Genomic DNA, 26,095 nt, shown 5'->3' on the forward strand with positions numbered 1-26,095 from the left:
TAAAGGACAAGGAAAATACTGGTCAGAGAATGGCGCTGAGGGTATTTTGCGTGTGCTGACTTGCATTAAAAACAAAGAGCTGGAATACTGGCTTAGCAGTGAATTTGCAGGTGGGCAGCTCGATATTGGTGATCAGGAAGAATTGAAAGGTGCAGTTCGTGCCAGCCTAAGAAAGACGCATGAAGCTCATCTGGGCATTCATCACGGCGCCATTGAAAGCTTAACAGCAGGACATAGCTATTTAAACGATTTCAGCAGAAAAATAAATCAAATAAATATTTAAGAAATTAAGGTCAGACTAATGGTTAATAGCCTACCGCAAAAATATTGACACTTACTTTTGTCAATTGGTAAAAAGAAAAATCCCTAATTATGTTAAAATTTGAATAAAGGAAGTGAACCCGGATGGATTTTGAAAAGTTAACTGGTTTAGGTATTGGTACCTGGGGATTAGGTGAAAACCATAAGAAGAAAAAGGATGAAATTGCTGCAATTCGCTATGGCTTGGATCATGGCCTGAATATTATTGATACTGCTGAGATGTATGGTGATGGTAAGAGTGAAAAGTTAATTGGTGAAGCGATTAAGGGATATGATCGAAATAAATTATTCTTAATTTCAAAATTCTATCCTTACCATGCAACGCCAGAATTGGAACGTCAAAGTTTAGCAGCTAGTTTGAAGAGAATGGATACGGATTATTTAGATCTGTATTTGCTGCATTGGCGGGGAAGTCATCGTTTATCTGATACTATCCGTGGTTTAGAGGCACTACAAAAAGAGGGCCTAATTCGTCATTGGGGTGTTTCTAACTTTGATACTAGTGATATGAAAGAACTATTCACAGTGCCTGGCGGCAAGGAATGTTTTGCCAATGAAGATTTGTACAATATCAAGGAACGTGGCACCGAATTTAACTTGCAGGACTGGCAAGAAAAGCATGGCGTTAGCTTTATTGGCTATTCTCCATTTAATTCTGGTAAGGGTGATACAATCCGGATTACGCAAAATTTGAAAATTGTGGCTCGTGATCATCATGTGACACCGCACCAGATTATGCTGGCTTGGACGATGCGTAATGGAAATGTTTTAACGATTCCTAAATCCAGTAGCATTAAGCATATGAAAGAAAATATTGCTGCTCAGGATATTAAACTAACTGATGATGAATTGCGCTTAATTAATAGTGACTTTCCAATACCTACGGAAAAAACTCCATTAGCGGTTATTTAGTATCAAGATATAGTATTTAAAATCACAGCAAGCACAATATCTTGTGGATAACTCTGTGCATATGTGCAAAAGAGAACTGTTTCATGTGAAACAGCTCTTTTTTAGTGAGAAAAATTAGCAAATATGGTTTAATTTAAAAAGTAAATTTTTTGATGAATTGGGGATAAAAATGAGACGAGAAGAAACAAAACGAATGACGATCACCGCCGTATTTGTGGCTGTTTTGCTGATGCAAACGTTCATGTCCAATATTGGCTATGTGAGAATCATTCCTACTCTGCCAGCTGTCACCACCATTCCGTTAACTATTGCGATTTATGCAGTTTTGATGGGACCTAAAGCTGGTTTTCTGTTTGGACTGTTCTGGGGAATTACTAGATTGTTTGTGGCTTACACTCAGCCAGGTGATATGGTTAGCTTGATGCTATTTCAAAATCCTGCCATTTCATTAGTGCCTAGTATTTTAGCGGGCTTTTTCCCAGGCTTGATTGCCAAGCAATTTAAGAAAACAAAATATGATAAATATGGCTATGTTCTTAGTGGAGCAGTAACGTCTTTGACTAATACGGTGATGGTAATCTTGCTGACGAGTTTATTTTTCATGCATGATCCCGCAACACTGGTGCATTATCTGGGGAATGATGCAGCAAATTCACCACTAATCTTGATTTTGGTTACGGCACTAGGCGTAAATTGGTTAATAGAAGCAATCTTTACGGCAATCGTTGTGCCAGTGATTGTAACGCCACTTAATTTAGTCATGAAAAGAGCGTAGAAAAAAGCTTGGATTTCTCCAAGCTTTTTTGTATATCCTATTCACTTCTAAGCGCGATAGCAGCATCTTTCTTAGCTGCCATGCGTGCAGGAATATGTCCACCTAATAAAGTTAAAATTGTAGAAATAATAATTAGAATGATCGCAGCCATTGGATCAAGCTGAGCTACGTTTGCTAAATCGGTTAACTTGTAAATGATACTGTTGATTGGGAAAGTTAATAGATAAGCAATAAAGACACCTAATATCCCGGAGAAAATACCTAGGATAAAAGTTTCCGCATCGAATACGCGGGTAATGTCTTTCTTGCGTGCACCCAAAGCCTTCAAGACACCGATTTCCTTGGCTCTTTCCAAGACAGAGGTGTAGGTCAAAATGCCGATCATGATCATGGAAGTGATCAGTGAGATAGCGGCAAAGGCTACCAGAATAGTCGTAATTCCGCTAAGCAATCCACCAGTCATTGTGGTTACAGCACTCGACATATCAGTGTAGACAATCTTGTCGGCCTTCTTTTTGCCCTTGTTCCATTTATCGAGGTAATCTAGAACCTTGTCCTTATCATCGAAGCTGTTAGGGTAAATCATAATGCCGGAAGGAATGCCAGTACCGCCAAGTGCTTGCATTGTTGCCTTCTTCTCATTAGCATTTAACTTTTGATTGGTTAAGACGCTATGATTGCTCTTCTTTTGTGCTTTCACGATAGCAGAATTTTTATTATCTTTAATAATCTGTTGTGAAAGCTTGTCGCTGTAAGCAATTCCGGTTGAAAGCAAGGCCATTGAATCTTCATTCTTAGGACGGATCACGCCAACTAGTTTCAATTTAGTTTTGGCACCGTTATACATTGCCTTGTTAATCTTTTTAGGAACAAACATGCCAGTTGGCAATTCTTGATAGTAGTCATTATTAGCGACTACTCTGAACTCTTTACCAACCAATTTATTAAATTTAACTTGAGCTTTGTCATCAATGTCAAAGCCTAAATTCTTTAAAGCATTGATGTTAACCGTATTTTTATTGTCAGTTACTAAAACTAAATCGGTTGCCTTAGTCGGCCAAGAACCTGATAGCATTTGGTAATTTTGCTTTAAGAAAGAACCCTTATTTTTATTCAAAGTAGTTGGAAAAACAGAAGAGCCAATTCCCATCGAACTCATCGCTTGCGCACGCATTTGCGTCATGGAAGCTGATTGATCGGGATCGTTGTTAGAAAATTGCACCCGTTCAGCTTTGCCCTTTACTAGTGACAACAAATTCAAATTAACGCTGCCTTGGTAAGAAATGTTGTTAGCATAATTGGGGTTAATCTTTTTAATGTAGTCAACATATTTTTGCGTAATTTTGTTGGTATGTTGTGCTTGTTCAGCTTCATCCTTCTTCGCTGTTACATAGCCACGATTCTTGACGTTCTTGTCCGATTCCTTGCGTTCGTCCATCGCCCGTCATATCGGTTGCGGTCTGCGTAATTGAGATGGGGTACTTGGCAAGCGCCTTGCTCATCGTGGTGTTGATTTGCTTTTGAAAACCGTTGGAGATTGCGAGTACTACAGCAATTGAGATAATACCAATACTAGAAGCAAAGGCGGTTAAAATAGTTCGCCCTTTCTTCGTCATAATATTGGTGAAACTTAACTTAATTGCGTTCCAGTAGGACATCTTAGTCCGTTTTAAGTTGAAGTTGTCATCTTCTTTTTCCGGTTCAAATGGAGCAGAATCATGACGAATCTTACCATCTTGAAAGTTAACGATCCGCGTAGTGTATTTCTCGGCTAATTCCGGATTATGCGTAACCATGATAATCAAACGGTCTTTAGACAGCTTTTTGATTAATTCCATAATCTGCACTGAGGTTTCAGTATCAAGGGCACCAGTCGGTTCGTCGCAGAGCAGAATGTCAGGGTCGTTAGCAATGGCACGGGCGATCGCTACCCGTTGCATTTGACCACCTGATAGTTGGTTAGGACGCTTGTTGATATGCTCTTTTAAGCCGACTTGCGTTAGAGCTGCGATAGCCTTATTGTGACGTTCTTTCTTAGGTACGCCCGATAGGTTCATCCCTAATTCGACATTGGCAATAATCGATAGGTGCGGGATCAGGTTATAATTTTGAAAAATAAAACCGACGCTATTGTTGCGGTAAGCATCCCAATCAACTTCCTTGAAGTTCTTGGTCGACTTGCCGTTAATAACTAGATCACCCTTGTCATAACGATCTAAACCGCCGATGACATTTAACATAGTTGTTTTACCAGAACCACTCGGTCCTAAGATAGCAACGAATTCCTGATCACGAAACGCGATCGTTACGTCGTCTAAGGCGTGCGTAACATTATCGCCCACCTTGTAGGATTTGAAAATATGTTTTAGTTTAAGCATAGGCCACCTCTCTTGTTAGATAACGTTAAACCTTACCCAGCCAAATGCAGCTAAGATAGCTTGCAGGATAAAGAATAAAACTAATAATCCCATGATAACGAAATGGCGGCGTTTATGCATGACAAACACACCAGCGAATTCGCGAATTACGGCATTAGGCAAGTAGTAAAAACGCGTGAAGGCACCGACACCGTTGGCTTTAAGGCCAACTTCCTTAGCTAACAAAGCCGCTCTAAAAATATGGTAGTTGTTGCTAAAGAAAGTGGATCTAAATTTGGTATTGCCACAGTCCTTAAGCGCGATTTGTTTTGAAAAGAGCATGTTTTCATAGGTGTTTTTTGACTTATCTTCAATTAAAATGCGGGCAGGAGAAACACCGCGATGTTGGGCGAATTTTGCCATGGCAACTGCTTCGGGGATTTTTTCATCGGGGCCTTGACCGCCTGACATGATAATGATCGGCCGCTGTCTGCCTTTTTGATATTGACGGTTGGAATATTGAATTGCCCGGTTGATCCGGGCAGCCAGTAGTTTAGAAACTTGGTCGCCGTTAATTAACCCAGCACCTAAGACGATGAGATAATCTTGTTTATAACGCCGTGGATAAATTTGATACAAGATTAGGTTAACTAAGAAATTGTACAAGACTAAGCCAAGATAAATTGCAATCGCTGGAATCGAAGCAAGCAGCGCACTGAGCCAATGTGGTAAGTATTTGCCTGGTCCGAGCAGGAACATTAGGCTGAGAATTAAGGCTAATACTCCTGAGATAAGGGTTAACAAGTTAGGCAATGTATGGCTCTCGTATTTCCAAACGAAGTAGGCGTTCCAGAACAAAAATAGCCAAGCAAAGGTCAGTAGTACAATCGTTGCAAAGAAAACAACCATTACTAATAAGTCGTATGCTCGCTGCAAGCCATGACTGGTGCTCTTATGAACCATGATTGTGCCCCAGATAACTACTGAGACCCAAAAGATAGTAAAGAATACGCCATTAATTAATCGACGTGGTTCGATTAGCCATGATGTTAAAAAGATGAAGAACATTAGCAACATGAAAACCGAAACGTAGAAAAATTCTCCACGCCTTCCTAAAAAAGCGATGATCTCATTCCACATGATGACTCCTCCTTAGTCATTTTGTATTATTTCCATTATAATGGAAACAATAAGTAAAAGTTGAAAGAATCAAGGTGTAAATGAAAAAATGAGCAAATTTTGGCATTACCTGGGAAATATTGCAGGAATAATTTTAGCATTTGCTTTATATATGGTATTGCAAATACTTTATTTTTATCCGCGAAAAGTAGAGCTAGGACATAGTAGGGTAATCGTGACTGCGCTGGTTACGGTAATTGTTTTATTTTTAATCTTCTATCTATATAAAAAACAGTTAAAGGAAGCTAACGATTGGGGCTTTAATCGAGAACCGCACTGGGATATGCGTAGAATTGGAATTGCTATATTAGGCTTTATTTTGATGGTCTTAGGAGCAGCCGTGATGTTGCATATTGCTGGCGGAATCTCAGAAAACCAGCAGGGATTGGATAGGATTGAGCAATCAACTGGCGATTTATTTAAAATCATGGTGGTGTTTATTGCACCGTTTTGTGAAGAAGTTATCTTTAGAGGTATGTTCTTCAATATTTTCTTTACTAAAGAGACTAAGACAAATAAATGGCTAGGTATCTTAGCAAGTGGCTTCGTATTTGGATACATGCATGATCCAATGCTTAGTAAGTATATCTTTATTTATTGGGTGCTGGGTATTGTACTTGCTTGGATTTACACGACGACTAAAGATTTGCGTTACTCAATGCTAGTGCATATGTGCTATAACGCATTAGGATTTATCTAGAGTATGAGGAAAGAACGGATTGAGATCTGTTCTTTTTTTATTTAAATTACAAAAAAATGTTTTTTATTTTTTAAATAATTTTTGCTTAAAAATCGTCATACTTGTTATCATAGCAAAGCTTTGAGCCATTTGAATTCTTTTTAAAAAAGTTTCAATTTTTCTTTGCAATTAATAACAGATGTTATACAATAAAGATGTAAGGAATGAGGGAACAAAAAGTTCCAATCAATTAAAGCGATATAGAAAAAACGAGGTATTCATTATGTTTGATTCAAAGAAATTAGTTAAAGTTGTTTCAGTTGCAGTTGCTTCAATGAGTTTGTTAGGTGTCAGCTCAGTTGCTCAAGCTGCCAGTTTCAATGCTCCAAAGCTTGGTGTTTCAGAAGTTGCTCCTACTAACCCTTCAATCAAAAAGGGCGACAAGATCTTTGTTACTGTTAAGGACACTAAGAACCAAAAAGTTAGCGTTTTAAACGCTAACGGCAAGAAGACCAACAAGAAAGTTTCAATGGGTTCAACCTTCACTGCTAAGGCAGTTAAGAAGACCAACGGCAAGAAGATCGTTAAGATCAACAAGAGCCAATGGTTGAACGTTAAAGACGTTGTCAAGGACTAATTCTTCTAGATCAATTTAAATTCAATTAACAATTCTTACATAATGAATATTGTAAAAAGGCTGTGCATGAAACTACACAGTCTTTTCTTATTCATATTATTTCTTTGATATATCTGCCTTTTTCTTCTCTTGTTCAATAAAAGCTGCCACATTTTTGCCAAAATCTTTCATCCCTGTAAGCTGATAGCTCTCGGCGATTTTCTGGCAATAATCAATGTATTTTTCATCTTTTTCAAAATGATATTCTATCAAATACTTGTGAACGGCGATACTGCTTTTAATTAGATATAACTCGGGAATTTGCGGCATCTTTTCAACTATGGAAATGTAATAATCTAAATCATCATAATGGTTTGCAGACATTGAAGCACTGATAAAATTATTAATAATCGCGCTAACGGCTAACATGATTTGGTTATCAGTCGTGTTGGCTGTTTCTTTGATTATTTGTTTAATAATCTGTTTGTTGGCATCCAAGTCGTAAAATCCCATAAAGTCGCAATAGAGTTGTAATTTTAGTTTTGTGAAGTTAGGGATGCTAAAAATTCTCTCCTTTAACTTCTGCTGCAATTCTAAATTAGGCTGGTAATCTTTTTCATAATCTATGCGAAGAGTTTCGATCATTCCCTCAACTTCTAGTGCATCTTCTTCTTTTTTATCTTGAGGTAATTCACTGTCTTTAATTGATTGGACGATATTTTTTAGCGTAGGGATGTCATGGTGATAGACAGCATCTGTTGCCATGTGGCTCCAAGTTTGTTCTTGTTCATGGATTAAATCTTGATTGTTTTCTAGACGCTGAAAAAAGTCACTACTATCAATGTGATTACGACGCAAGAGTGCCAATAAGTCTTCTGCAGTAATTCGATGCTTGTTCTTTTCTACCTTAGCGTAGTAGGAGGTGCTAATAATATCGCCAACCCATTCCTTTTGGGTCTTGGCTTTTGCTAGTCTTTCATCCTTAAGTAATTCACCGATTGTCATGTTTTTTACCTCGAAAATGTCAAATACGCCACTTTTTCAAATTAATCTCATTTTCACTTTATTATAATTGCAACAACAAACGAGACAAAGAAAAAGGGTTTAAACATTATGAATGTATTTTTGAAAAACAAAGACTACAGAAGATTTTCAATTGCTAGTTTCTTATCTACCGCTGGTGACATTCTTTTTTACTTAGCATTTATGACTTACGCAAGTAAACTGCATAATTACTCATTAGCTCTATCGCTAATTGCTATTTCAGAATCTATTCCGAGATTATTTGATATCTTTGCTGGTTACTTAGCTGATAAAACTAAAAGGAAATTTCAAAATATCTTTTTAATGGCGGTAGTTAGATTCATTCTTTACGGCATTGTAGGCTTACTTTTCATTAGCAACGTTTCGCAATGGAATTTGGTTATCGCAGTTGTGATTATTAACTTTTTGTCTGATACTTTCGGTTCATACTCAGGTGGTTTGACCGCTCCGTTGATCGTTGATATTGTCGGTAAAAAAGAGTTTGGTGAAGCTGAAGGCTTTTCTAACGGCATGAATGAAGTAATCAATACTGTGGCTCAATTTGTCGGTTCTGGATTATTGCTGTTCTTGTCATTTGCTAACTTAGCTTTTATCAATGCTTTGACATTCTTAGTTGCAGGTCTTTTATTCTTAAGCGTCGGCTTAAAGCATAGAAAAGATCAGAAGCCACTTGAAGCGCAAGAAGTTAATGATCAAAAGTTTTTCGCTACCATGAAATCTTCATAAAAGCAAATGAAGAAGGCTCAAGGTTTATTGAATGTGATTTTCGTTATCGCTTTAGTTAATGGGATGTTGACCGCGCTTGGTTCATTAATTCCAATTGTAATTGCGGGAAACAAGGCGACGATGGTTATTACCAGCTACAGCTTTACCATTGCGGTAATGGGCGTGGTTGTAAGCTGTGGCGCTATCTTAGGCAGTATGTTTGGACCACAATTATTTAAAAAAGCTTCAGTATTTACAATGACGATTATTGCCATTATTTTGAGTTTTGCGACAATTATCGCTGCTGTTTTTGCTAATATGTATGCTATTTTAGTTGCTTACTTTTTCTTGGCAGCTACTGCAAGTATCGCGTCAATCAAGATGCAGCAATGGTTAGTTAACACGATTGAACATAAGATTTTAGCATCATCAGTTGGGCTATTGAACACTATCTTGATGGCTGTAGCACCAATTTTTACTACGGTTTTGACCTCAATTTCTGGCTTTGCCAGCGTTAAGTATGCATTATTTGCTTTGATTGCGGTTGAAGTGATCATCTTCTTTGTGGCAATTAAGATGGGTGCGAAGACTAGAGAGAAAAAGACGGTTAACGCTACGGCAGTGGTTACTAAGTAGTTGTAAAATGGTGTTTAACTCCATGTTAAAAGGCTCCAGGTGGAGCCTTTTTTGCATTACTTAACAAAATACTTGTAATTATAATAACAAGTGTTATTATATATGTGTAAAGAGAATTACGAGTTAAATAAATGTGGGGTAATTAAAATGTTAGAAACTATTGTAAACACTATGAACGAAAACCAATTACATTTTGCAGTTAAGAATTTGTCAATTAACAGTGTTGAAGAAATGCTTGAATCAGACGGCTGGGTTAGCGAAGATTAATATTCTTCATAGTTAGTAATATAATTTCTAATTACTTCATATTATGAGAGCAAGAAAGGGCTCAATTTAGTCTTTTCTTGCTTTTTGTTTTGGACATTATAATTAATTGTAGCGGGTTCGTAAACTTGCTATAATAAGAAATGAAAAAGAGGCTGGCAAATGAGCCAACCCCTTAGTGTAGAGTAGCATCAGCGATGCTATCCAATATATTTTTAAGATATACTAAATAACTGCAAGCTTGCCAGAGCTAAAGCAGTTATAATTTATTTTTTAAACCAAAAAATAACCACAATGAGCTTGGCGGCTGAGTGGCTATTTTTTTTGCTCTTCTTTTTTCTTCATGCCTTAATTCTAATCAGAATTAACTGAAAGAATTTTTAATGACTAGGATACTTAATTTTAGAAACAAGCTATAGCGAACATGAAAAAATCGTTCTCACATTAGTGGCAACGATTTTCTTTGCTATAAAACGAATGCAAAAACAGCCAAACAATGGAAGCTAGGACTGCAATATCAAAACACCAAATACCAGGATGAAAGCCACTGACTATAGGGATGAAACCTATTAATGCAAAGAAGTGGTCGTGAATAACAGGCATATGTGGAGCTTGTATCCAGTTATAAATTGTTATTGCTGTCAAAACAAGGGCTATTACCCAGGTAATAATTGCAACAATAGCCGAGATCCTTTTAGCTAAGTATATTTTCTCAGAACTAGACATTCTCGTCCTCCCAAACTTTTTTAACATCCTTAAAGGCTTCTAATAATTTTTGCGCCTGTTTTGAGCAGTTCAATTGTATCAAATTATCAAAGATTGCTAAGACCGGCTGTTCGTCACCCGTATGACAATAATCAATTATCTTTTGTAAAAGAGTTAATGCGATATTGAAGAACATGAAGTAAAAAGGTAAATTAATCTTTTTGAGTTCATTTAAAAGCTTTTGCGCGTAATCCATCTTTTTCTTGAGAATAAATGCAATTACGGTGTCTGATAGTCCACCCATGAAAATGGTCAGGTTATCGCTTAGATCACTAATTTGATCAAAATTATGAACAATCCGTATGGCAATCTTAAAACCAAGCTCAGAATTTAGTAAAAAGGGTGAACTAGCAAATAAATTGAGGTTGTATTTAGACCACACTGTATTATGCAGTAAATAAGAACCAATTCTCTGAATATCTGCTGGACTTAGATAGTTTTTACCTTCGATTAGTAGTAATTGATTACATACTACCAGGATGTTTTCTAGCTCTAGGAAATTCTTGCTGGTATGATATTTTGCTAAATGTTTTTGTGCATATTTACGCAATAAAGGTACATTTTCATCTCTAATAGCAATGACTATTTTTTTTGGTAATTCAGATTCTGTTGCAATCTCTGCACGAGTAGTGAATTCATCTAGCGTAATATTAATGCGCCTAAGTAATGCAATTGCCGTACTAAATTCTACCTCTACCTGATTGTTTTCCCAGCGAGAGAGCTTGGAAATTGAACAAATTCCTTGGCAAGCTTGCGTTTGGGTAACTTCCTGTTCTTTGCGTAATTCTTTGTACACTGAACCGTATTTAAACATAGCACACCTCAATTTGCAGATCTGCAAAATTTTGACATTTAAGCTCATTATCCTGCGATACTAAGAGCAATTCAAGTTACGGAGGATAAAAAATGATTAACAAATACTCTTCACATTCTAAATTCATCAGCATGATTATCTTTGGTTTAATTGCAAGCATGCAACAGATTGTTGTGGCCTACATGGTGCAAACCTTAACGAATATTGGTACGCAAAAAAGATTTAGTGATTTACCAGTATTCCTGCTAATTGCCATTAGTGGTTTGATAATCACATTTATAGCTTCGCTAATTTTTAACCGCTTAAAAACAAGTGCGATCCAAGAAACAAATACTACTTTGCGAGTTGGCATTTTAAAGGGAATGCTCAAGCAATCAAGTGATGAAAATACTGCTAGCTTAGGCTATTTAACTACAGATTTTAAATTGCTAGAAACTAATCGTTTTGATGCAGAAATTGAGATTATGATGCAAGCTTACATGATTGTTTTGGCACTAGGATATGCATTGTCCGTCAACTGGTTAGTAACTCTGCTTTTTCTAGTGGGATCATGTTTACCTATGATTGCATCTAACCTTTTTCAAAAGAAAATTCAAGTAGCTTCTGAAAATTGGACTGATGCTAATGATAAGTACGTTAGCCATATCAAGAATTTTTTAGCTGGCAGTTCAACGCTTAAGTTATATGGTAAGCAGGATAACGCCGTTAAAAAGAATAGGGTCTTTGTTAATCAACTGGAAATGGCGTTACGCAAGATGAATCTTTTGAATTTAGATACCGTTTCCTGGGTCAGTCTGATTGCTAATCTGTTTACTTTCACAGTGCCATTTTTAGTAGGGATTTACATGGTAATCAACGGGCAAACTACGTTAGGCGCATTATTTGCAATCGTGCAACTGTCTAACTCTTTTGTTAACCCAATTTTGACGATTTTAGCAGATCGTAATAAGTTATCAACTACTAAGAAGATTGTTGCTAAGGCTGAGAAATATATTGCTCAAGGTAAAGAAAGTGAAACGTCTACTAAGACTGACTTTGATAAACTAAACGTAGATGATTTAACTTTAACTAGACAAAATCAACAGTTAGCTCGTCACCTTAACTTAGAAATTAAAAAGGGACAAAAAGTGGCAATTATTGGCCCATCTGGTGCTGGTAAATCGACACTGCTGCAGTTTTTGATGACAGGTAAATTTGGTCAAGCTAAAGAAATTATCTTGGATAATAAACGAGTTGAGGCTGGTTCATTTGCTAATATTTTTTCTTATGCTAGCCAAAGTCCGGTGATTTTTGCAGATAATTTGTGGTTCAATTTAACTCTTGGCACAGATATTCCCCGGGAAATGGTTAAAGAAGTTTGCCTTAAGTTAGGCTTAGATACTATCGTGAAAGAAAAGGGTTGGGATTACTCATTGGGCGATAATGCTGACCAATTATCAGGCGGGCAACTTGCCAGAATTGAATTAGCTCGTGCTATTTTGATGGCTCGTCCAGTGCTTCTACTTGATGAAATTAACGCATCCCTCGATAAAAAGACTTCAGATCAGATTCACGATTATTTGTTAAAATCTGATTTGACCTTTTTGGAAGTAATTCACCATTATGAGCCTGAAGAATTGCAGAAGTATGATCATGTGATAGATTTAGAACAACTTTCAGTTAAATAAATTGTTGCAGCTGTCTAAACTTGCTAGAATTTGATCAACTCCGCAACTAATGCAATAAGTGCAATGACAAATTCAAATATACGTTCACAAGCGAACACAAAAAATCCCCGACACATTGTCGAGGATTTTCTTTTACATAAATTCCTTACTATCTTTTTGCTTTTTAATAAAGTAATTTAAAATAAATGGTGAAAGTACCGTCGTTACAATGATTACCAAAATCAGGCTGGAATAGATATCCTCAGGGAAGAGGTGATGCGTAATCCCAATCTGGGCTACAATCAACGCAACTTCACCACGCGAGACCATCCCTGCACCGACGATATTGCCTTCATTTTTAGTAAAGCCGAAGACTTCACTAGAATATTTACCAGCCCAGAACTTGGACAAAACGGCCAAAATAGTCATCGCAATGATGAACCAAAGATCCTTGAAGAAGCTGGCAAAGGTCATTGATAGACCGATATCAGCGAAGAATACAGGGATGAAAACCGAATAACCGATTGCCGAAACGGAGGAGTGGACTTCCTTGTATTGCGGCGTCTGTCTAATTGCTAAGCCGCCAAAGAACGCACCTACAACGGCAGACAGGCCAACGAAGTCAGCAGCCCAAGCCATGGTTAGGGCTAAGATTAGTGATCCAATTACGACTGAATAATCAACGCTGATTTTTTCAGAAATCTTCATAAAGTAAGGCGCAATGAATTTAAAGATGATCCAGACCGCTACAAAGTAAATAATCTCGATTAAAATATTGACGAAAAAATTATTAGTTAAGCCGCTTTTACCGCCTTCGTGACTGAAGGTAGTGAATAAACTTAAAACTACCACCGCTAGGATATCATCAACTACAGCAGCGCCCAAGATAGCGGTGCCGGCACGCGTATGCAACTGGTGTGCTTCTTGCAAAACAACTACGGAAATCGAAACACTAGTAGCGGCAAAGACGATCCCGATGAAGAGTGCTTCGAGCGGCTTCATGCCAAAGAAGTAGCTGGCAGCTCCCATAAAGATAACCGGCAAAATAACGCCGACGCTGGCAACTGTAAAGCTTAATTTAAAGTATTTCTTTAGTAAGTCTAAATCACTTTCCAGACCTGCTAAGAACATTAATAGAATGACGCCGAATTCGGAGAATAGACTGACGATATTATTCGGTGTAACCCAGTTTAAGATAGCTGGTCCAAGTAAAATTCCTGATAATAATTGCCCAATAACTGCTGGCATGTTAAGACGGGCGAAAAGTTGCCCTAATAGCAAAGTAGTTAATAGGATTAAAATTAATTCCCCTAGAAAATGCATATTTATCCCTTCCGTGAAAAAGAAAAAACTTTCAAGTCGCTTCTTGACCCAAAGAAGCAAATCTTGAAAGCTTTTATTGTAATAAAAACCCAACCACTAAATAATGTATTCAGTTGAGTTAATTTTAATATTTTTTTAAATCTGATGCAAATTACTCGATAATTTAGATTAATCTATTAGATAGCTCTTTTCTTTACCGAACGGTATTTCTCTAATGTAAACTTTCCATTTCCAGTTTGATTTAATAGCACTAATTGAATATTTGTAAGGAGTCTCTAAATCGTCATGTTTACCAATCTTATGTCCAGCTTTAGTAAAAAGTTGTCTATTCTTATTTAGAGTTTTTTGATTGGAAAACGAACTTTTGAATTTATAAATATGGAAAAACTTAACCTGAGCTTTTACAGGTTCAAGGTTGATAGCGTTGTAGCCGTATTTATCTACAGCTTTTTGCATTTTAGCGTATGCAATATTTTCTTGATGATTCACATATAACTCATAGCCGGAGTTAAGCAAACAAAGAAGGATGAATGGAGTAAGAAATATTAGAATTATGGTTAATGCTATTTTATGTTTGCTTTTCATTTTTAGAATGTCTCTTTCTTAACTTTCACTATGATAATAAAAAAGTAGAAAAAAAGCTCCAAAATCAAATTGATTCTGAAGCTGCATATTATATCTAAATATCTACTTTTCTTCTAACCCAAATTGCTTGTCACTTGGCTTAGTCTTAGCAAGAAGACCTAAGCTGATCGTAATCATGTCGACAACTTCCTGCAAGATGGCACCCCAAAAGGCAGGGATAACACCAGTGAAGGCAATTAATTCGATGATAATGACAACACCAATAGCAGTTAAAACATCAATATTAGCAACCTTCATGGTGTGTTTAGAAATGGCTACTGCGTCGTTAACCTTAGAAATATCGTTAACCATAATAACTGCGTCAGCACTTTCACTAGCAGCAGTGGCACCTTTAGCACCCATAGCGATACCAACGTCAGCTGCAGTCAAACTTGGAGCGTCGTTAACGCCATCACCAGTCATGACAACAGGACGCAAGTTCTTTGGTACGTCTTTAATAGCTTGAATCTTTTGTGATGGTAAAAGTTCGGAACGCACATCAGTAATGCCAGCTTCTTTAGCAACTTTTTCGGCGACTTGCTTGTGGTCACCCGTTAGCATCATGATGTCTTCAGCACCTTGACGAAGCAGACGTTCAATGGTCTTAGGACTTTCTGGACGCATCTTGTCTTTCAAGGTAATGTAACCGGCAAACTTACCGTCAACTGAGATATAAATGGCAGTTGAGGTAATATCTAATTTTTCATGGCCTGGATCAACAAAGGATAATTTACCAACCTTAACGTGCTTGCCGTCAACGTCGCCTTCAACCCCTTGAGCGGTGGTTTCCTTTAAGTTGGTAACGGCATGAATTAAGTTTTTATCAGTGGCCTTAACTAAAGAACTAGCGATAACGTGGCTTGATTGCTGTTCAACGCTAGCAGCTAAGCTTTGCAACTCTTTTTGGTCGATTGAGTCATCAGCCGTTACGATTTGGTCAACGATCAATTGATTTTCAGTTAAAGTACCAGTTTTATCGAAGGCAAAAGTTTTAGCTTTAGCTAATTTTTCAAGCGTTGGCCCAGACTTAACAATGATGTGGTGAGCTGACATTGAACTCATTCCTGATATCAAGGCAACAGGAGCCGCAATCAACAATGGACATGGAGAAGCGACTACCATAACTTCCGCAAAACGTGTAGCGTCTCCAGAAACGATCCAAGCAGCACCACCAATGATTAAGGAAATAATGGTGAACGGAATAGCGTAACGGTCGGCCATCTTAACGAACTTAGCTGGCTGAGCTTGTGCTGATTTAACTAAAGCAACGATTGACTGATATTCTGAGTCCTTAGCTGCCTTAGTTACTTCCATTTCAACCGCTACATCGCCGTTTACTGATCCAGACATTAAGTCATCGCCTGGGTTCTTTGATACAGGAACCGATTCACCGGTTAATGATGATTGGTCAAAACTAGAAGTTCCCTTAACGATTTTACCGTCAACTGGAACCTGTTGGCCTGGTTTAATTAAAACGTGATCGCCAACTTGCAAGGCATCAACCTTGACTTCGGTGATCTTGCCATCAACTAACTTGTTAGCGATTCGTGGCGTTTTATCAAGTAATGCCCGTAATTCCTTATTGGCTTGGCCTGTGGCGTAATCTTCCAGCGTTTCACCACCGGTCATCATGACTAAGATCATCCATTCAGCCCAGACATCGCCGATTAAGATGGTAGAAACAACAGCGATAACAGCCAGGATATCTACGCCGTAACGGCCAGTCTTCCAATCGTGAAAAATCTCCATTAACAAAGAAATTGCCATCAAGATACCAATGATATCGATAATGATGGCATGAACTGGAAATTGAAGATTTCCGATTGAGAAGAGGCTCTTTGAGTGCAGTGCAAATTGACTAAACAAACCAAAGGCACCAGCAATCAAAACGACAATAAATTTCCATTGACGCTTCATATTCTCCATAATGATTGCCTCCCCAAAATACAATCTATATTTGTCTACCGCTACATTCTAACATTCTTTATTGGTCTGGACACGCTTTTGCTTTGCTAAACTTATATAAGAAAAAAAGCAGCCTTATGGCTGCAAGTTGGTTATTTTATTCTTTGAGCTTTATAGTGCTTGTCATAAGTATGCACGACATAGTTAAAGGCCTTGATCCATTCACGTCTAGTCAGCAATCCTTGAAAAACGCCGCGGTCATCAATTACTGGCAAAAAGGCGTTGTTGATCAATAAATGCAGCTGCGTTTCCAGAGTCGTCTGCACAAAATTTATTTTATCGAACTTAGTCTGCATGACATCTTTAACTTTTAAATTGTCAAGCGGTTCAGTCGTGATCGATTCATTCGTGAGCATCTTATCCGTAATCATGGCTAGACTGAGCAAGCCGACCACTTTTCTGTCCTTGTCTAACACAGGAATCTTAGAATACTTCACCTTAGTTAAAATCAAAAATGCGTGATAAAGTGGATTATCCTCTTCGACAAAAGCAATTCGGCTAGCCAAAATTAAAAACGAACCTGATTTTTCTTGAATTAAATGCTTAATTGATGGGGAAAACATGAAAGCGCCTCTTTTCTACCTACAGTATACAGGCAGTATACAGGAAAAAGAGGAGAAAAGAAAAAGGCTCGCAAGTTTTTGCGAACCTTATTAGTTTCATCTACTTTGGAGGAGTAAGAATGAATGAAATAAAAAAGTGGGAGTATGTAGCAAGTTTCTACCGCCTCGCTACGATTTATATAATACAGAGCAATTGTGAATTAAAAATGTTCAAATTCTTATGAAAAGGTAAAGATTTGTTTGAGAAGAGTTAAAGGGATTTTTCAGAGTATAAGAAAAGCTCACGCAACACACGTGAGCCGAAAGGGATAGATATGAAATTGACTAATTGGAGTAAGCCAATTCTTTTTATTTTCATTATTTACTTGGAGGAGTATGAATGAAAAACAAAAAAGTTTAGTTGTAGTAGTAAGATCTTCGTTTTCTTGCTTACTACATTACATAGTATAACCTTAAATTATGAAAAAAGTGTGACGATCTACACTTTATTTTTGAAAAATACATATTTTTCTTAAGTCAGCCAAATTAGATGCCTGATTGACGAAAAGAAGAGGATTTTTAGCTATAATGTTAACCGTACCCAATAAGTATTTGCCACAGAGAAAGGAGCAGTGATCATGAAAAAAATAGGCAGATTTATCTTCCATTTGTTTTTGATGTTCCTTGTTTTAACCGGACTTGGAGTAGGCGGCTATTATGGCTTTCAGTGGCTAGAACAAAGGCAAATGCTCAAAGAAAGACCTAAGCTGGTTACAGCTAAGGACAGGACTAACACTAGCGCTGCTTGGCATAATTTGGCTAACTATCAAAAAGCATTGCGCGGGAAATATTCTTTCATTAATAAGGTAAGCAATTATGTACCGCCTAGAACTTGGGATGGTAAGGATGCTGTTATTCCAGGGCTAATCTCTACTAAGAGTTATGATTTTAAAGCAAAAAAATATAATACGGCAACGGCTATGACTCCGCAAGGAATAGCGGTTGCGGATAAGTATATTTTGCTGACGGCATATGACGGTGATCATCAACATGCCTCCGTGATTTATGTCTTGAACAAAAAAACGGGCAAGTATATTAAAACAATTCAAGTAGCGGGCAGGCCCCATTTAGGTGGGATTGCCTATGATCCGGTTGCTAAAAATATCTGGGTAACTGGTTCATTGGGCAAGTCATCTGCTTTAGCGTCTTTTTCGCTTAAGAAATTGCAGCAGTACGATGAAGCTAAGCACTTACCAATTAAATATAATCACCAAATTGCCATTTCTGCTGTAGAAAAGGCCTCCACTGTCACTTACTATGATGGACAATTATTTGTCGGCTTTTTTAACATGTATGGTCGCGGTAAGGTTGCAGCTTATACAATTGCTCGCAGTGGGAAGAATAAAGACTCCATTACTAATAATGAAGTTAAATCCGTAACGGGTACGCTGCAGTGGTCAGATCCAACTGGTGAGACCTCAATGGACAAACAGATTCAGGGAATCGCCATTTATCAGGATAAGATCTTTTTGAGCCAGTCTTACGGTAGTGGGGATTCTAAGCTCTATGTTTTTCCAACTTCGGCATTGAATGCTTTGGATGAAAAGAACGCGGAATTAGTGATCGACATGCCGCCATATCTAGAGCAGATTACAGCATATAAAGGTCAGCTGCTCTGCGTCTTTGAATCTGCATCTCGCATTTATGCTAAACCTCATATTGTAGTAATGGACCGTATCCTCTCAATGAATATCAATGCCTTATTTGGCAACTAGTTATGGAAGGAATTTTATGAATATCGATTATTATCAAAAAGAAGTTTTTCTTTTACGCTTTGCGGCTTGGTTTTGCTTATTCCCCGCTTCAACCTACTTATATATTTATAAGATGACGAATTTATGGTTTTGTCTAGCAGAGGTAATCGTCATTGCACTGTTCGCAGCCTTTTTATTGACGACGGCTAAGACTGATCGTTGGAAAAAGCCCCAAAATGTAATGCGCTTGCTGATCTTTGCCCTGATTTTTGTAGCAATTATTATTGCCATTCCATTATATTTTGCTTATCGTGATTGTAAAAAAGCGCAATAATGCAATAAAAGAGTAGCATTCATTAAGAAAAAGTTTAAATTTGTTAAAATGTAAGTTAGTACTGTTTTAAACAGTATTTTTTGTAGTAATATAAGTTCAAGCAAGAAAATATTACAATAATATTACTTGAGGGAGAAATGATGAATAAGAATACGAAAATTGACTCTCGAGGCAAACGCATTGGCATGTTTGTTTTGAAGACAATTATTTATTTCGGAATCCTGATGGCATTAATTTATTTGTATGAATACAGTGGACTTAACTCTGTTCACTTCATTTACAATGAATTTTAAGGTGGTGCTGTCATAATGATTCAAGATGTTATTAAGAAAATTGACGAGATAGCTGATAGAGAACCAGATCGTGTTGTTTATGACTATCTTGGTAAGACTAATACATATGGTGAACTCAAGCGTCGCTCTAATGCCTGGGCTCATAAGATTGCTAGCATGGATATTCCGGCTAAGGCTCCAATTATGATTTGGGGCGGTCAGACTTTTGAAATGGTCGCAAGTTTTTTGGGTTGCGTAAAGTCAGGACATGCTTATATTCCAATTGCTAGTTACTCTAACGCGGAACGTTTAACGATGATTCAAGACGTTTCTAAGTCACCAATAGTTTTAGAAATTGATCCATTGCCAGATGTTGACTTATCAGGTGTTAAGGTATTGAAGGCTAGTGAAGTTGAAGACGGTGATTATCAAGTTAACGAAGAAGAATTCGTTGAAGGCGATGATAATTACTACATTATCTTTACTTCAGGGACTACTGGCAAGCCTAAGGGCGTACAGATTAGCCATGATAACTTGCTTAGTTTCGTAAATTGGGAATTGTCAGATTTCAACTTACCAAAGAATCCAAGTTTCTTGGCTCAAGCACCTTACTCATTTGACTTGTCAGTCATGAGTCTTTATCCGGCACTTGTTTCTGCTGGTAAACTGGTTATTTTGCCACATGATGTTACGCAAAACTTTGGTCAATTATTCCAGACTTTGCCTAAGATGCAATTTAACGTTTGGGTATCTACACCATCATTTGCACAGATGTGCTTCTTAGATAGAACCTTTGATAGCAAGCATCACCCAGACTTAAGTCACTTCTTGTTCTGTGGTGAAGAGTTGCCACATAGCGAAGCTAACATGCTTAAGAAGAAGTTCCCAGATAGTCATATTTTCAACACTTACGGTCCTACTGAAACAACAGTAGCCGTAACGCAAGTTGAGATTACTGATGAAGTGCTTAAGAAGTATGATCGTTTGCCAATTGGCAAGGTTAAGGAAGACACTAAGGTCACCATTGATACTTCTAAGGGCGATAAGCCTGGTGAAGGCGAGATTATTATTAGTGGTCCTAGCGTTTCTAAGGGCTACATGAATAATCCTGAAAAAACCGAAGCTGCTTTCTTCCACCAAGATGGTGAAGCGCAAAGCAGCTACCGCAGTGGGGATGCCGGCTTCTTCGATGGCGATATGCTCTTTTATCGCGGTAGAATTGACTTCCAGATTAAATTCAATGGCTATAGAATCGAACTTGAGGAGATTAACTTCTACTTGTCTAAGAATGAGTATGTGCGTTATGGCGTTGCAGCTCCTAAGTATAATAAAGACCATACCGTTAAGCAGATCGTAGCAGAGATCGAATTGAAACATGACGTAGCGCGTCAACACTCCGAAGCTGCTTTGACTAAAGCAATTCGTGAAGATCTAGCTAAGAACGTGATGCCATACATGATTCCGCAGCGTTTTGTTTACCAAGACAAGTTGCCAATTTCTCAAAACGGCAAGGTGGATATCAAGGCGGTTATTAAGGAGGTTAATAAGCAGTGAATTTTAACTTCATTAACTTACAGCCTTACTCGAATCCGCAATACTTTATTTACTTGATGATCGCGTTAGTTCCAATTATTGTTGGTCTTTACTTTGGTCATCGTCTAAAGACTTATGAAGCAGTATTTTCACTGGTCTTCTTGTTTTTAATCTTTGATGGCAGCCATTGGCAGCAAGGGGTTAACCTGTTAATCTGGCTAGTTTACGAGTTTGCGCTGACCTTTGGCTATCAATATTATCGTCATCATGGCAAGAACAAGACCTGGGTCTTCTGCTTAGCTGTAATTTTGGCAATTATTCCGTTAGTTGCAGTTAAGTATTTGACCGCTTTTCCAGATAATTCCATTGGCTTTGTAATTGGGTTCCTAGGTATTTCTTATGTAACCTTCAAGACCGTTCAGGTAATTATGGAAATGCGTGATGGGGCAATTAAGCAGGTAGATCCTATAACTTATGCTAGGTTCTTGCTGTTCTTCCCTACTATTTCATCAGGCCCTATTGATCGGTATCGCAGATTTAAGAAAGACTATGATAAGGTTCCTACTAGGGATGCTTATATTACTGACTTGCAATATGCAGTTAGATATTTGTTCCAAGGATTCTTATATAAATTCGTAATTGGCTGGTTCTTTGGTACTTATTGGCTACCGAAGATCAGTGCCGCAGCGTTAGCTGTTGGTAATGCCAATGGCGGCTTGAAGTTATCATGGTGGGTATTAGCCTACATGTATTGCTACAGCATGTACTTGTTCTTCGACTTTGCCGGGTACTCATTATTTGCTGTATCAATCTCATACTTCATGGGTATCCATACTCCAATGAACTTCAACATGCCATTTATTTCTAAGAACATTAAGGACTTCTGGAACCGTTGGCACATGACGTTGTCATTCTGGTTCCGTGATTACATCTATATGCGATTTACCTTCTTTGCAATGAAGAAGAAGCTTTTCAAAAAACGCATTAGATTATCACAAGTTTCTTACTTCTTGCTTTTCTTAATCATGGGCTTCTGGCATGGCCTTACTTGGTACTACATTGTGTATGGTATTTTCCATGCTTCAGCAATCTGTATCAACGACATGTGGCTCAGATTTAAGAGAAAGCATAGGAAGCAGATTCCGCATAACAAGTTTACTAAGTGGTTCGCCATTTTCTTAACTTTCAACGTAGTTTGCTTCAGTTTCCTGATTTTCTCAGGATTTCTTAGTCAACTATGGTTTGGCTGGAAATAAGCTATATAATAGTGATGAGAATTTTTAGTATTAGTTAAAAATAGAGGTAGTAATTATGGACACTAAACAAGGCGTATTAGACATTTTAAACGATTTAACTGGTGAAGACTTATCAGACCAAATGGATGAAAACATCTTTGAAAATGGTTTGATGGACTCAATGGCAAGCATACAAATGCTTTTGAGCTTACAAGAAAAGTTTGATATTGATGTTCCTGTTTCAGAATTCAACCGTGCTGAATGGGACACTCCTAACAAGATTGTGGCAAAGGTGGAAAGCTTAGAAAATGAGTAATAAACGCCGGCTGTGGCAAATCTTTGGCCCAGTTCTTTGCGCTTTTATCCTTTTATTAGTTGTATTTCTGATTCCTTGGGAGAAAACTTTTTCTAAGCAAACGATCTATGAAGCAGCTGCTTCACAGAATACGACTGTTTTTAAGGGCAGTACGATGAAGCAAGAGGCTTTTGATGAAGGGTATGTGCCATTTTATGGTTCAAGTGAATTATCTAGATTTGACCCACTGCACCCAAGCATCATTGCGGAGAAGTATCAACGAAACTACCGCCCATTCTTATTGGGTGGTCCAGGTAGTCAATCATTGGCGCAGTTCTTGGGGATGCAAGGCACAGTTAAGCAGCTTAGGAATAAAAAAGCCGTTGTGATCATTTCACCACAATGGTTTACCAAGAGAGGCCAAGACCCGAATGCTTTTGCACTGTATTATTCTCCACTGCAAGCATGTAATTTCTTGCTTAGTGCCAAGAATAATGTAGCTGATCGTTATGCTGCTAAGCGTTTCTTGGAAATGCCAGATGTTAAAGGCGAGATCAAGAACAGCTTCAAGCAAATTGCTGAGGGCAAGAAGTTGACTACTTTCCAAAAGTTCTATTTGGAAAATCGTCGGCAAATGCTGCGTAATGAGGATAACTTCTTTAGTTCATTCCAATTGCGTGATCGGGTCAATAAGATCCATCAAAGAGCCAAAATATTACCAAGTGCTTATTCTGTTAAGGCTTTGAATAGAGTCGCTAAGGAACAAGCTGAGATGCATACCAATTCTAATAATTTGGGTATTGATAATACTTTCTATAGAACTCGTTTGTCTAAGAAGGTATTGAAACGTCTAAAGGGCAGTCAACGCAACTTTGACTATGTTCATTCCGTTGAATACGGTGACTTCCAATTGATGCTGGAACAATTTGCTAAGCAGCATACTAACGTGTTGTTCATTATTCCACCAATTAATGGCAAGTGGATGAAGTACACTGGTTTATCAAGCAAGATGTACCAAGAATCGGTTGCCAAGATGGAGCACCAATTAACTAGTCAAGGCTTCGAAAATATTGCCGATCTCTCAAGACGTGGCAGTGAAAAGTACTTCATGGAAGATACGATTCACCTCGGCTGGAGAGGCTGGGTAGCAGTTGATCAAGCCGTTAGACCATTCATGAAGCAGCCGAATGAACGCTACAACTACGATCTGTCTAACTACTACTTCTCTAAGAAGTGGCAGAATAAGGACAATGTTAAGCGAATTAACTTAACGGATAAAGAGCGTTTAAAAGCAAAGTAGTGCGCCGGGCTATTAATCATTTAGGCGTTAAGGGATCAGTCTTGGTTACAAGCTCAAGAAAGCCGATCCTTAAATACGCTACTAATAATAGTGCTGACACTAGCTATTTAATCAATTCGGTGCAAAAGTCCATGACAGCGGCAATGCTGATGCGGGAAGTTCAAAAGGGCAAGATGAGTCTGAATGATCCACTTGCTAAATTCTTCCCTAAGGTTGCTGGTGCTGACTCCGTGAAGATTCACAACTTGCTTACCATGACGTCAGGTTTTGATATTCAAGTCGGTGAACCATTAGGCACGCCGAAATTCATTTCTGATGAGGCTAACTTGAAGCATGTTGAGAAATATACGGTTTTCGATGCTAGAAAGTTGGGCGAATGGCATTATACGGCAGTGAACTACATCTATATCTGTGGTATTTTGTCTAAATTAGAGCATAAGTCTTATGAGAAATTGTTCCGTGAGACTTATATTAACCCGTTAAAGCTAAAGCAAACCGAATTTCTATGGTCGAGCAAAGCTGAGCTTCGTGCTGCTAACTGGGTTCCTGGCTATGAACAAAAAGATGGTAAGTACGTGCGAGTTAAGCATGCGGCTGCTGTACAGGATGCACATAATGAATTAGGTGCAGGCTCAATTGTGATGTCTAACGCGGATCTTGCGAAGACGATGAACTATATTTTGCATGGCAAGTTATTAACCAAGCAGAGTAGAGCGGTTCTCTTCAAAGGCGAGGCACCGAGTTATTACAATGGCGGTCTTTATAACTTGAAAAGGTATAAAGCAGCTAATGGTGCTGGTGCAGGATACTATACTTTCATGCGTAGCACCAAGCATGGGAAAGATATGATTATTATTCAGGATAATCACACTACCCATGGTGAATTTGGTAGGATTAAAAAGAAAGTTAACAGTATCATGTCGATGATGCTGCATTTCAATTAAGACTTTTGATTAATTTTGTTGATCAGGAGTGAATGAATAGAACCAAGTAGTTAGTAAAATGGCTGCTTGGTTCTTTTTGATGATGGAGGATATTATGGAATTAAAGCATGGACGCAATTCATTTTTTGATGGCGGCTTGTTTGCATTAATTGGCTGGCATATTTTAGGATTTTTAGTTACTTTTCTAACATTGGGAATCTGCTAACCTTGGGCTGTTTGTATGATCTATGGTTGGCAAATTAATCATACGGTGATTGAAGGTAAGCGAATGAGATTTGTCGGTAGTGCTTGGAGTTTATTTGGCAATTGGGTTAAGTGGTTACTATTATCAATCATTACTTTAGGAATTTATTCTTTCTGGGTGAGAATTAAGCTGCTGGATTGGAAAGCTAAGAATACGGTATTTGTTAAGTAAATAGGCAATGTATCAAGACGATGATGCTGCATTTCAATAAAAAAGCGAGGCCATTTTTTCTTATCCATAAATTTGTTTTACTTGCTTAAATCCGGTTATGAATCCGTCTTTGAGATCAGGTAAATCAAGTAATTCAGTAATTTGAATTATTGCTTGAAAGTTTGCATCGTTCTTGTTTTTGATATAGTCAATGTACGATTGAAAGGCTTGAATATAGATTTTCTCGAAAGTATATCTATCTGTTAAAGGAAGCTTTTTGAATTGGTTTAGTAATTTTTGTGCTAAATTATAATTCTTTTTTATGAGAATGGAGATAGCATTCAGTAAGCTGTCAAGAACATCATCGTACCATCTTTTAGTACTTAGATTTACCTTGATAGCATGTAGGATTATAATTTCTGATATTTGATAAATTTTTTCGCTAGGTAATAAACCAAGTGCATTACCAAAGAAAAATATATCTTCATACTGCCAGTCTGAAACATGATTTAAAATAAAAGTTAGTCTTTTTTGATCACTGCTTGAAAAAATAGTATTTTGACTTAAATCTTGAAAAAAATTACAAGCACAACAATATTCCAGAAATAAAATTTTATTTTGAGGATTTTTCTTAGCTATTTTTTGTTTTTCAAGAGTAAATTTTTTTAAGGTGATAATGTTGTTGTTAACATAAAGTGTATTAATTTTATGTGTGACTGCTAGTAATTCCGGCAAAATAGGATTATCAATAAATTCAATTGCTTGAATATGATTATTTTTTAAAAGAGTCAGAACTTGAGTAAATGATAGATTATCACTACCTTTTTCCCATAATGACAGGGAAGATTTGGAAGTTACTCCTTTTGC

22 protein-coding genes, 4 pseudogenes and 1 other annotated feature are annotated in these 26,095 nt (G+C 37.6%); of the genes and pseudogenes, 16 read left to right on the forward strand and 10 right to left on the reverse strand.

Annotated features, from left to right (window positions below):
* The 3 genes and pseudogenes from BLP58_RS05465 to BLP58_RS05475 form a co-directional block, all read left to right on the forward strand.
* Window positions 1-283 (forward strand): annotated as a pseudogene (locus tag BLP58_RS05465) (ISLre2 family transposase); the annotation flags it as partial.
* 122 nt (window positions 284-405) lie between these two features.
* Window positions 406-1,233 carry an aldo/keto reductase gene (locus tag BLP58_RS05470; RefSeq protein WP_013855019.1) on the forward strand — a complete coding sequence of 276 codons (828 nt, stop codon included), beginning with the start codon at window positions 406-408 and terminating at the stop codon, window positions 1,231-1,233.
* 169 nt (window positions 1,234-1,402) lie between these two features.
* Window positions 1,403-2,008 carry an ECF transporter S component gene (locus BLP58_RS05475; protein ID WP_025084189.1) on the forward strand — a complete coding sequence of 202 codons (606 nt, stop codon included), beginning with the start codon at window positions 1,403-1,405 and terminating at the stop codon, window positions 2,006-2,008.
* Between the two features lie 37 nt (window positions 2,009-2,045).
* Here the strand turns inward: BLP58_RS05475 and BLP58_RS05480 are convergent.
* Window positions 2,046-4,386, reverse strand: a pseudogene (locus tag BLP58_RS05480) (ATP-binding cassette domain-containing protein).
* Between the two features lie 15 nt (window positions 4,387-4,401).
* Window positions 4,402-5,505, reverse strand: a complete 1,104-nt coding sequence (locus BLP58_RS05485) for a YdcF family protein (protein ID WP_013855021.1) — start codon at window positions 5,503-5,505, stop codon at window positions 4,402-4,404.
* A gap of 88 nt (window positions 5,506-5,593) precedes the next feature.
* Here BLP58_RS05485 and BLP58_RS05490 point away from each other — a divergent pair, with 88 nt between their 5' ends.
* Window positions 5,594-6,244 (forward strand): type II CAAX endopeptidase family protein, encoded by a 651-nt coding sequence (locus BLP58_RS05490; protein ID WP_013855022.1) that lies wholly within the window; start codon window positions 5,594-5,596, stop codon window positions 6,242-6,244.
* Window positions 6,245-6,506: 262 nt separating this feature from the next.
* The gene (locus BLP58_RS05495) at window positions 6,507-6,860 is read left to right on the forward strand and encodes a hypothetical protein (protein ID WP_013855023.1); all 354 of its coding nucleotides are present in this window, start codon (window positions 6,507-6,509) and stop codon (window positions 6,858-6,860) included.
* Between the two features lie 96 nt (window positions 6,861-6,956).
* Here the strand turns inward: BLP58_RS05495 and BLP58_RS05500 are convergent, their stop codons facing one another.
* Window positions 6,957-7,844, reverse strand: a complete 888-nt coding sequence (locus BLP58_RS05500) for a helix-turn-helix domain-containing protein (RefSeq protein WP_013855024.1) — start codon at window positions 7,842-7,844, stop codon at window positions 6,957-6,959.
* A 108-nt stretch (window positions 7,845-7,952) separates the two neighbouring features.
* On the opposite strand from BLP58_RS05500, the pseudogene BLP58_RS05505 reads away from it, so the two are divergent.
* Window positions 7,953-9,224, forward strand: a pseudogene (locus tag BLP58_RS05505) (MFS transporter).
* 708 nt (window positions 9,225-9,932) lie between these two features.
* On the opposite strand, the gene BLP58_RS05510 reads toward BLP58_RS05505, so the two are convergent.
* Both BLP58_RS05510 and BLP58_RS05515 read right to left on the reverse strand, forming a co-directional pair.
* Window positions 9,933-10,214 (reverse strand): hypothetical protein, encoded by a 282-nt coding sequence (locus tag BLP58_RS05510; RefSeq protein WP_013855026.1) that lies wholly within the window; start codon window positions 10,212-10,214, stop codon window positions 9,933-9,935.
* Window positions 10,207-11,067, reverse strand: coding sequence for an Rgg family transcriptional regulator (locus BLP58_RS05515; RefSeq protein ID WP_013855027.1), 861 nt, complete (start codon window positions 11,065-11,067; stop codon window positions 10,207-10,209). The genes BLP58_RS05510 and BLP58_RS05515 overlap by 8 nt, the downstream gene beginning before the upstream one ends.
* Window positions 11,068-11,159: 92 nt before the next feature.
* Between BLP58_RS05515 and BLP58_RS05520 the strand changes: the two genes are divergently transcribed.
* Window positions 11,160-12,734 (forward strand): ATP-binding cassette domain-containing protein, encoded by a 1,575-nt coding sequence (locus BLP58_RS05520; protein ID WP_013855028.1) that lies wholly within the window; start codon window positions 11,160-11,162, stop codon window positions 12,732-12,734.
* A 132-nt stretch (window positions 12,735-12,866) separates the two neighbouring features.
* On the opposite strand, the gene BLP58_RS05525 is transcribed toward BLP58_RS05520, so the two are convergent.
* The 4 genes from BLP58_RS05525 to cbpB form a co-directional block, all read right to left on the reverse strand.
* A complete protein-coding gene (locus BLP58_RS05525) occupies window positions 12,867-14,036 on the reverse strand; it encodes a cation:proton antiporter (protein WP_013855029.1) in 1,170 nt (389 codons plus the stop codon).
* Between the two features lie 38 nt (window positions 14,037-14,074).
* Window positions 14,075-14,131, reverse strand: a sequence feature (sodium ion sensor (DUF1646 type); this cis-regulatory element may regulate processes involved in with the transportation of sodium ions).
* Between the two features lie 73 nt (window positions 14,132-14,204).
* On the reverse strand, window positions 14,205-14,525 hold the full coding sequence (locus BLP58_RS05535) for a hypothetical protein (RefSeq protein WP_013855031.1): 321 nt from the start codon (window positions 14,523-14,525) through the stop codon (window positions 14,205-14,207).
* 198 nt (window positions 14,526-14,723) lie between these two features.
* Entirely contained in the window at window positions 14,724-16,586 is a 1,863-nt protein-coding gene (locus tag BLP58_RS05540; protein ID WP_013855033.1) for a heavy metal translocating P-type ATPase, read from the reverse strand.
* A gap of 131 nt (window positions 16,587-16,717) precedes the next feature.
* Entirely contained in the window at window positions 16,718-17,188 is a 471-nt protein-coding gene (gene cbpB, locus BLP58_RS05545) for a cyclic-di-AMP-binding protein CbpB (protein WP_013855034.1), read from the reverse strand.
* Window positions 17,189-17,805: 617 nt separating this feature from the next.
* Between cbpB and BLP58_RS05555 the strand changes: the two genes are divergently transcribed.
* The 9 genes and pseudogenes from BLP58_RS05555 to BLP58_RS05595 all read left to right on the forward strand — a co-directional run bounded on the left by BLP58_RS05555 (window position 17,806) and on the right by BLP58_RS05595 (window position 25,249).
* On the forward strand, window positions 17,806-18,942 hold the full coding sequence (locus BLP58_RS05555; RefSeq protein WP_013855035.1) for a YncE family protein: 1,137 nt from the start codon (window positions 17,806-17,808) through the stop codon (window positions 18,940-18,942).
* A 16-nt stretch (window positions 18,943-18,958) separates the two neighbouring features.
* Complete coding sequence (locus tag BLP58_RS05560; protein ID WP_013855036.1) at window positions 18,959-19,255, forward strand: hypothetical protein; 297 nt, start codon at window positions 18,959-18,961, stop codon at window positions 19,253-19,255.
* 140 nt (window positions 19,256-19,395) lie between these two features.
* Complete coding sequence (locus BLP58_RS05565; RefSeq protein WP_013855037.1) at window positions 19,396-19,548, forward strand: teichoic acid D-Ala incorporation-associated protein DltX; 153 nt, start codon at window positions 19,396-19,398, stop codon at window positions 19,546-19,548.
* A gap of 15 nt (window positions 19,549-19,563) precedes the next feature.
* On the forward strand, window positions 19,564-21,081 hold the full coding sequence (gene dltA / locus BLP58_RS05570; RefSeq protein ID WP_013855038.1) for a D-alanine--poly(phosphoribitol) ligase subunit DltA: 1,518 nt from the start codon (window positions 19,564-19,566) through the stop codon (window positions 21,079-21,081).
* Window positions 21,078-22,316, forward strand: a complete 1,239-nt coding sequence (gene dltB / locus BLP58_RS05575; RefSeq protein ID WP_013855039.1) for a D-alanyl-lipoteichoic acid biosynthesis protein DltB — start codon at window positions 21,078-21,080, stop codon at window positions 22,314-22,316. Before dltA ends, dltB begins: the two co-directional genes overlap by 4 nt.
* A 55-nt stretch (window positions 22,317-22,371) precedes the next feature.
* Complete coding sequence (gene dltC / locus BLP58_RS05580) at window positions 22,372-22,611, forward strand: D-alanine--poly(phosphoribitol) ligase subunit DltC (RefSeq protein ID WP_025084186.1); 240 nt, start codon at window positions 22,372-22,374, stop codon at window positions 22,609-22,611.
* Window positions 22,604-23,890, forward strand: coding sequence for a D-alanyl-lipoteichoic acid biosynthesis protein DltD (dltD, locus tag BLP58_RS05585; RefSeq protein ID WP_013855041.1), 1,287 nt, complete (start codon window positions 22,604-22,606; stop codon window positions 23,888-23,890). Before dltC ends, dltD begins: the two co-directional genes overlap by 8 nt.
* Complete coding sequence (locus BLP58_RS05590; protein ID WP_013855042.1) at window positions 23,890-24,834, forward strand: serine hydrolase domain-containing protein; 945 nt, start codon at window positions 23,890-23,892, stop codon at window positions 24,832-24,834. The genes dltD and BLP58_RS05590 overlap by 1 nt, the downstream gene beginning before the upstream one ends.
* Window positions 24,835-24,928: 94 nt before the next feature.
* Window positions 24,929-25,249, forward strand: a pseudogene (locus BLP58_RS05595) (DUF898 family protein).
* A 60-nt stretch (window positions 25,250-25,309) separates the two neighbouring features.
* On the opposite strand, the gene BLP58_RS05600 reads toward BLP58_RS05595, so the two are convergent.
* Entirely contained in the window at window positions 25,310-25,963 is a 654-nt protein-coding gene (locus BLP58_RS05600; RefSeq protein ID WP_013855043.1) for an Rgg family transcriptional regulator, read from the reverse strand.
* Window positions 25,964-26,095 lie beyond the last annotated feature (132 nt).

Source organism: Lactobacillus kefiranofaciens (assembly GCF_900103655.1).
In the GTDB taxonomy this organism is placed as follows: domain Bacteria; phylum Bacillota; class Bacilli; order Lactobacillales; family Lactobacillaceae; genus Lactobacillus; species Lactobacillus kefiranofaciens.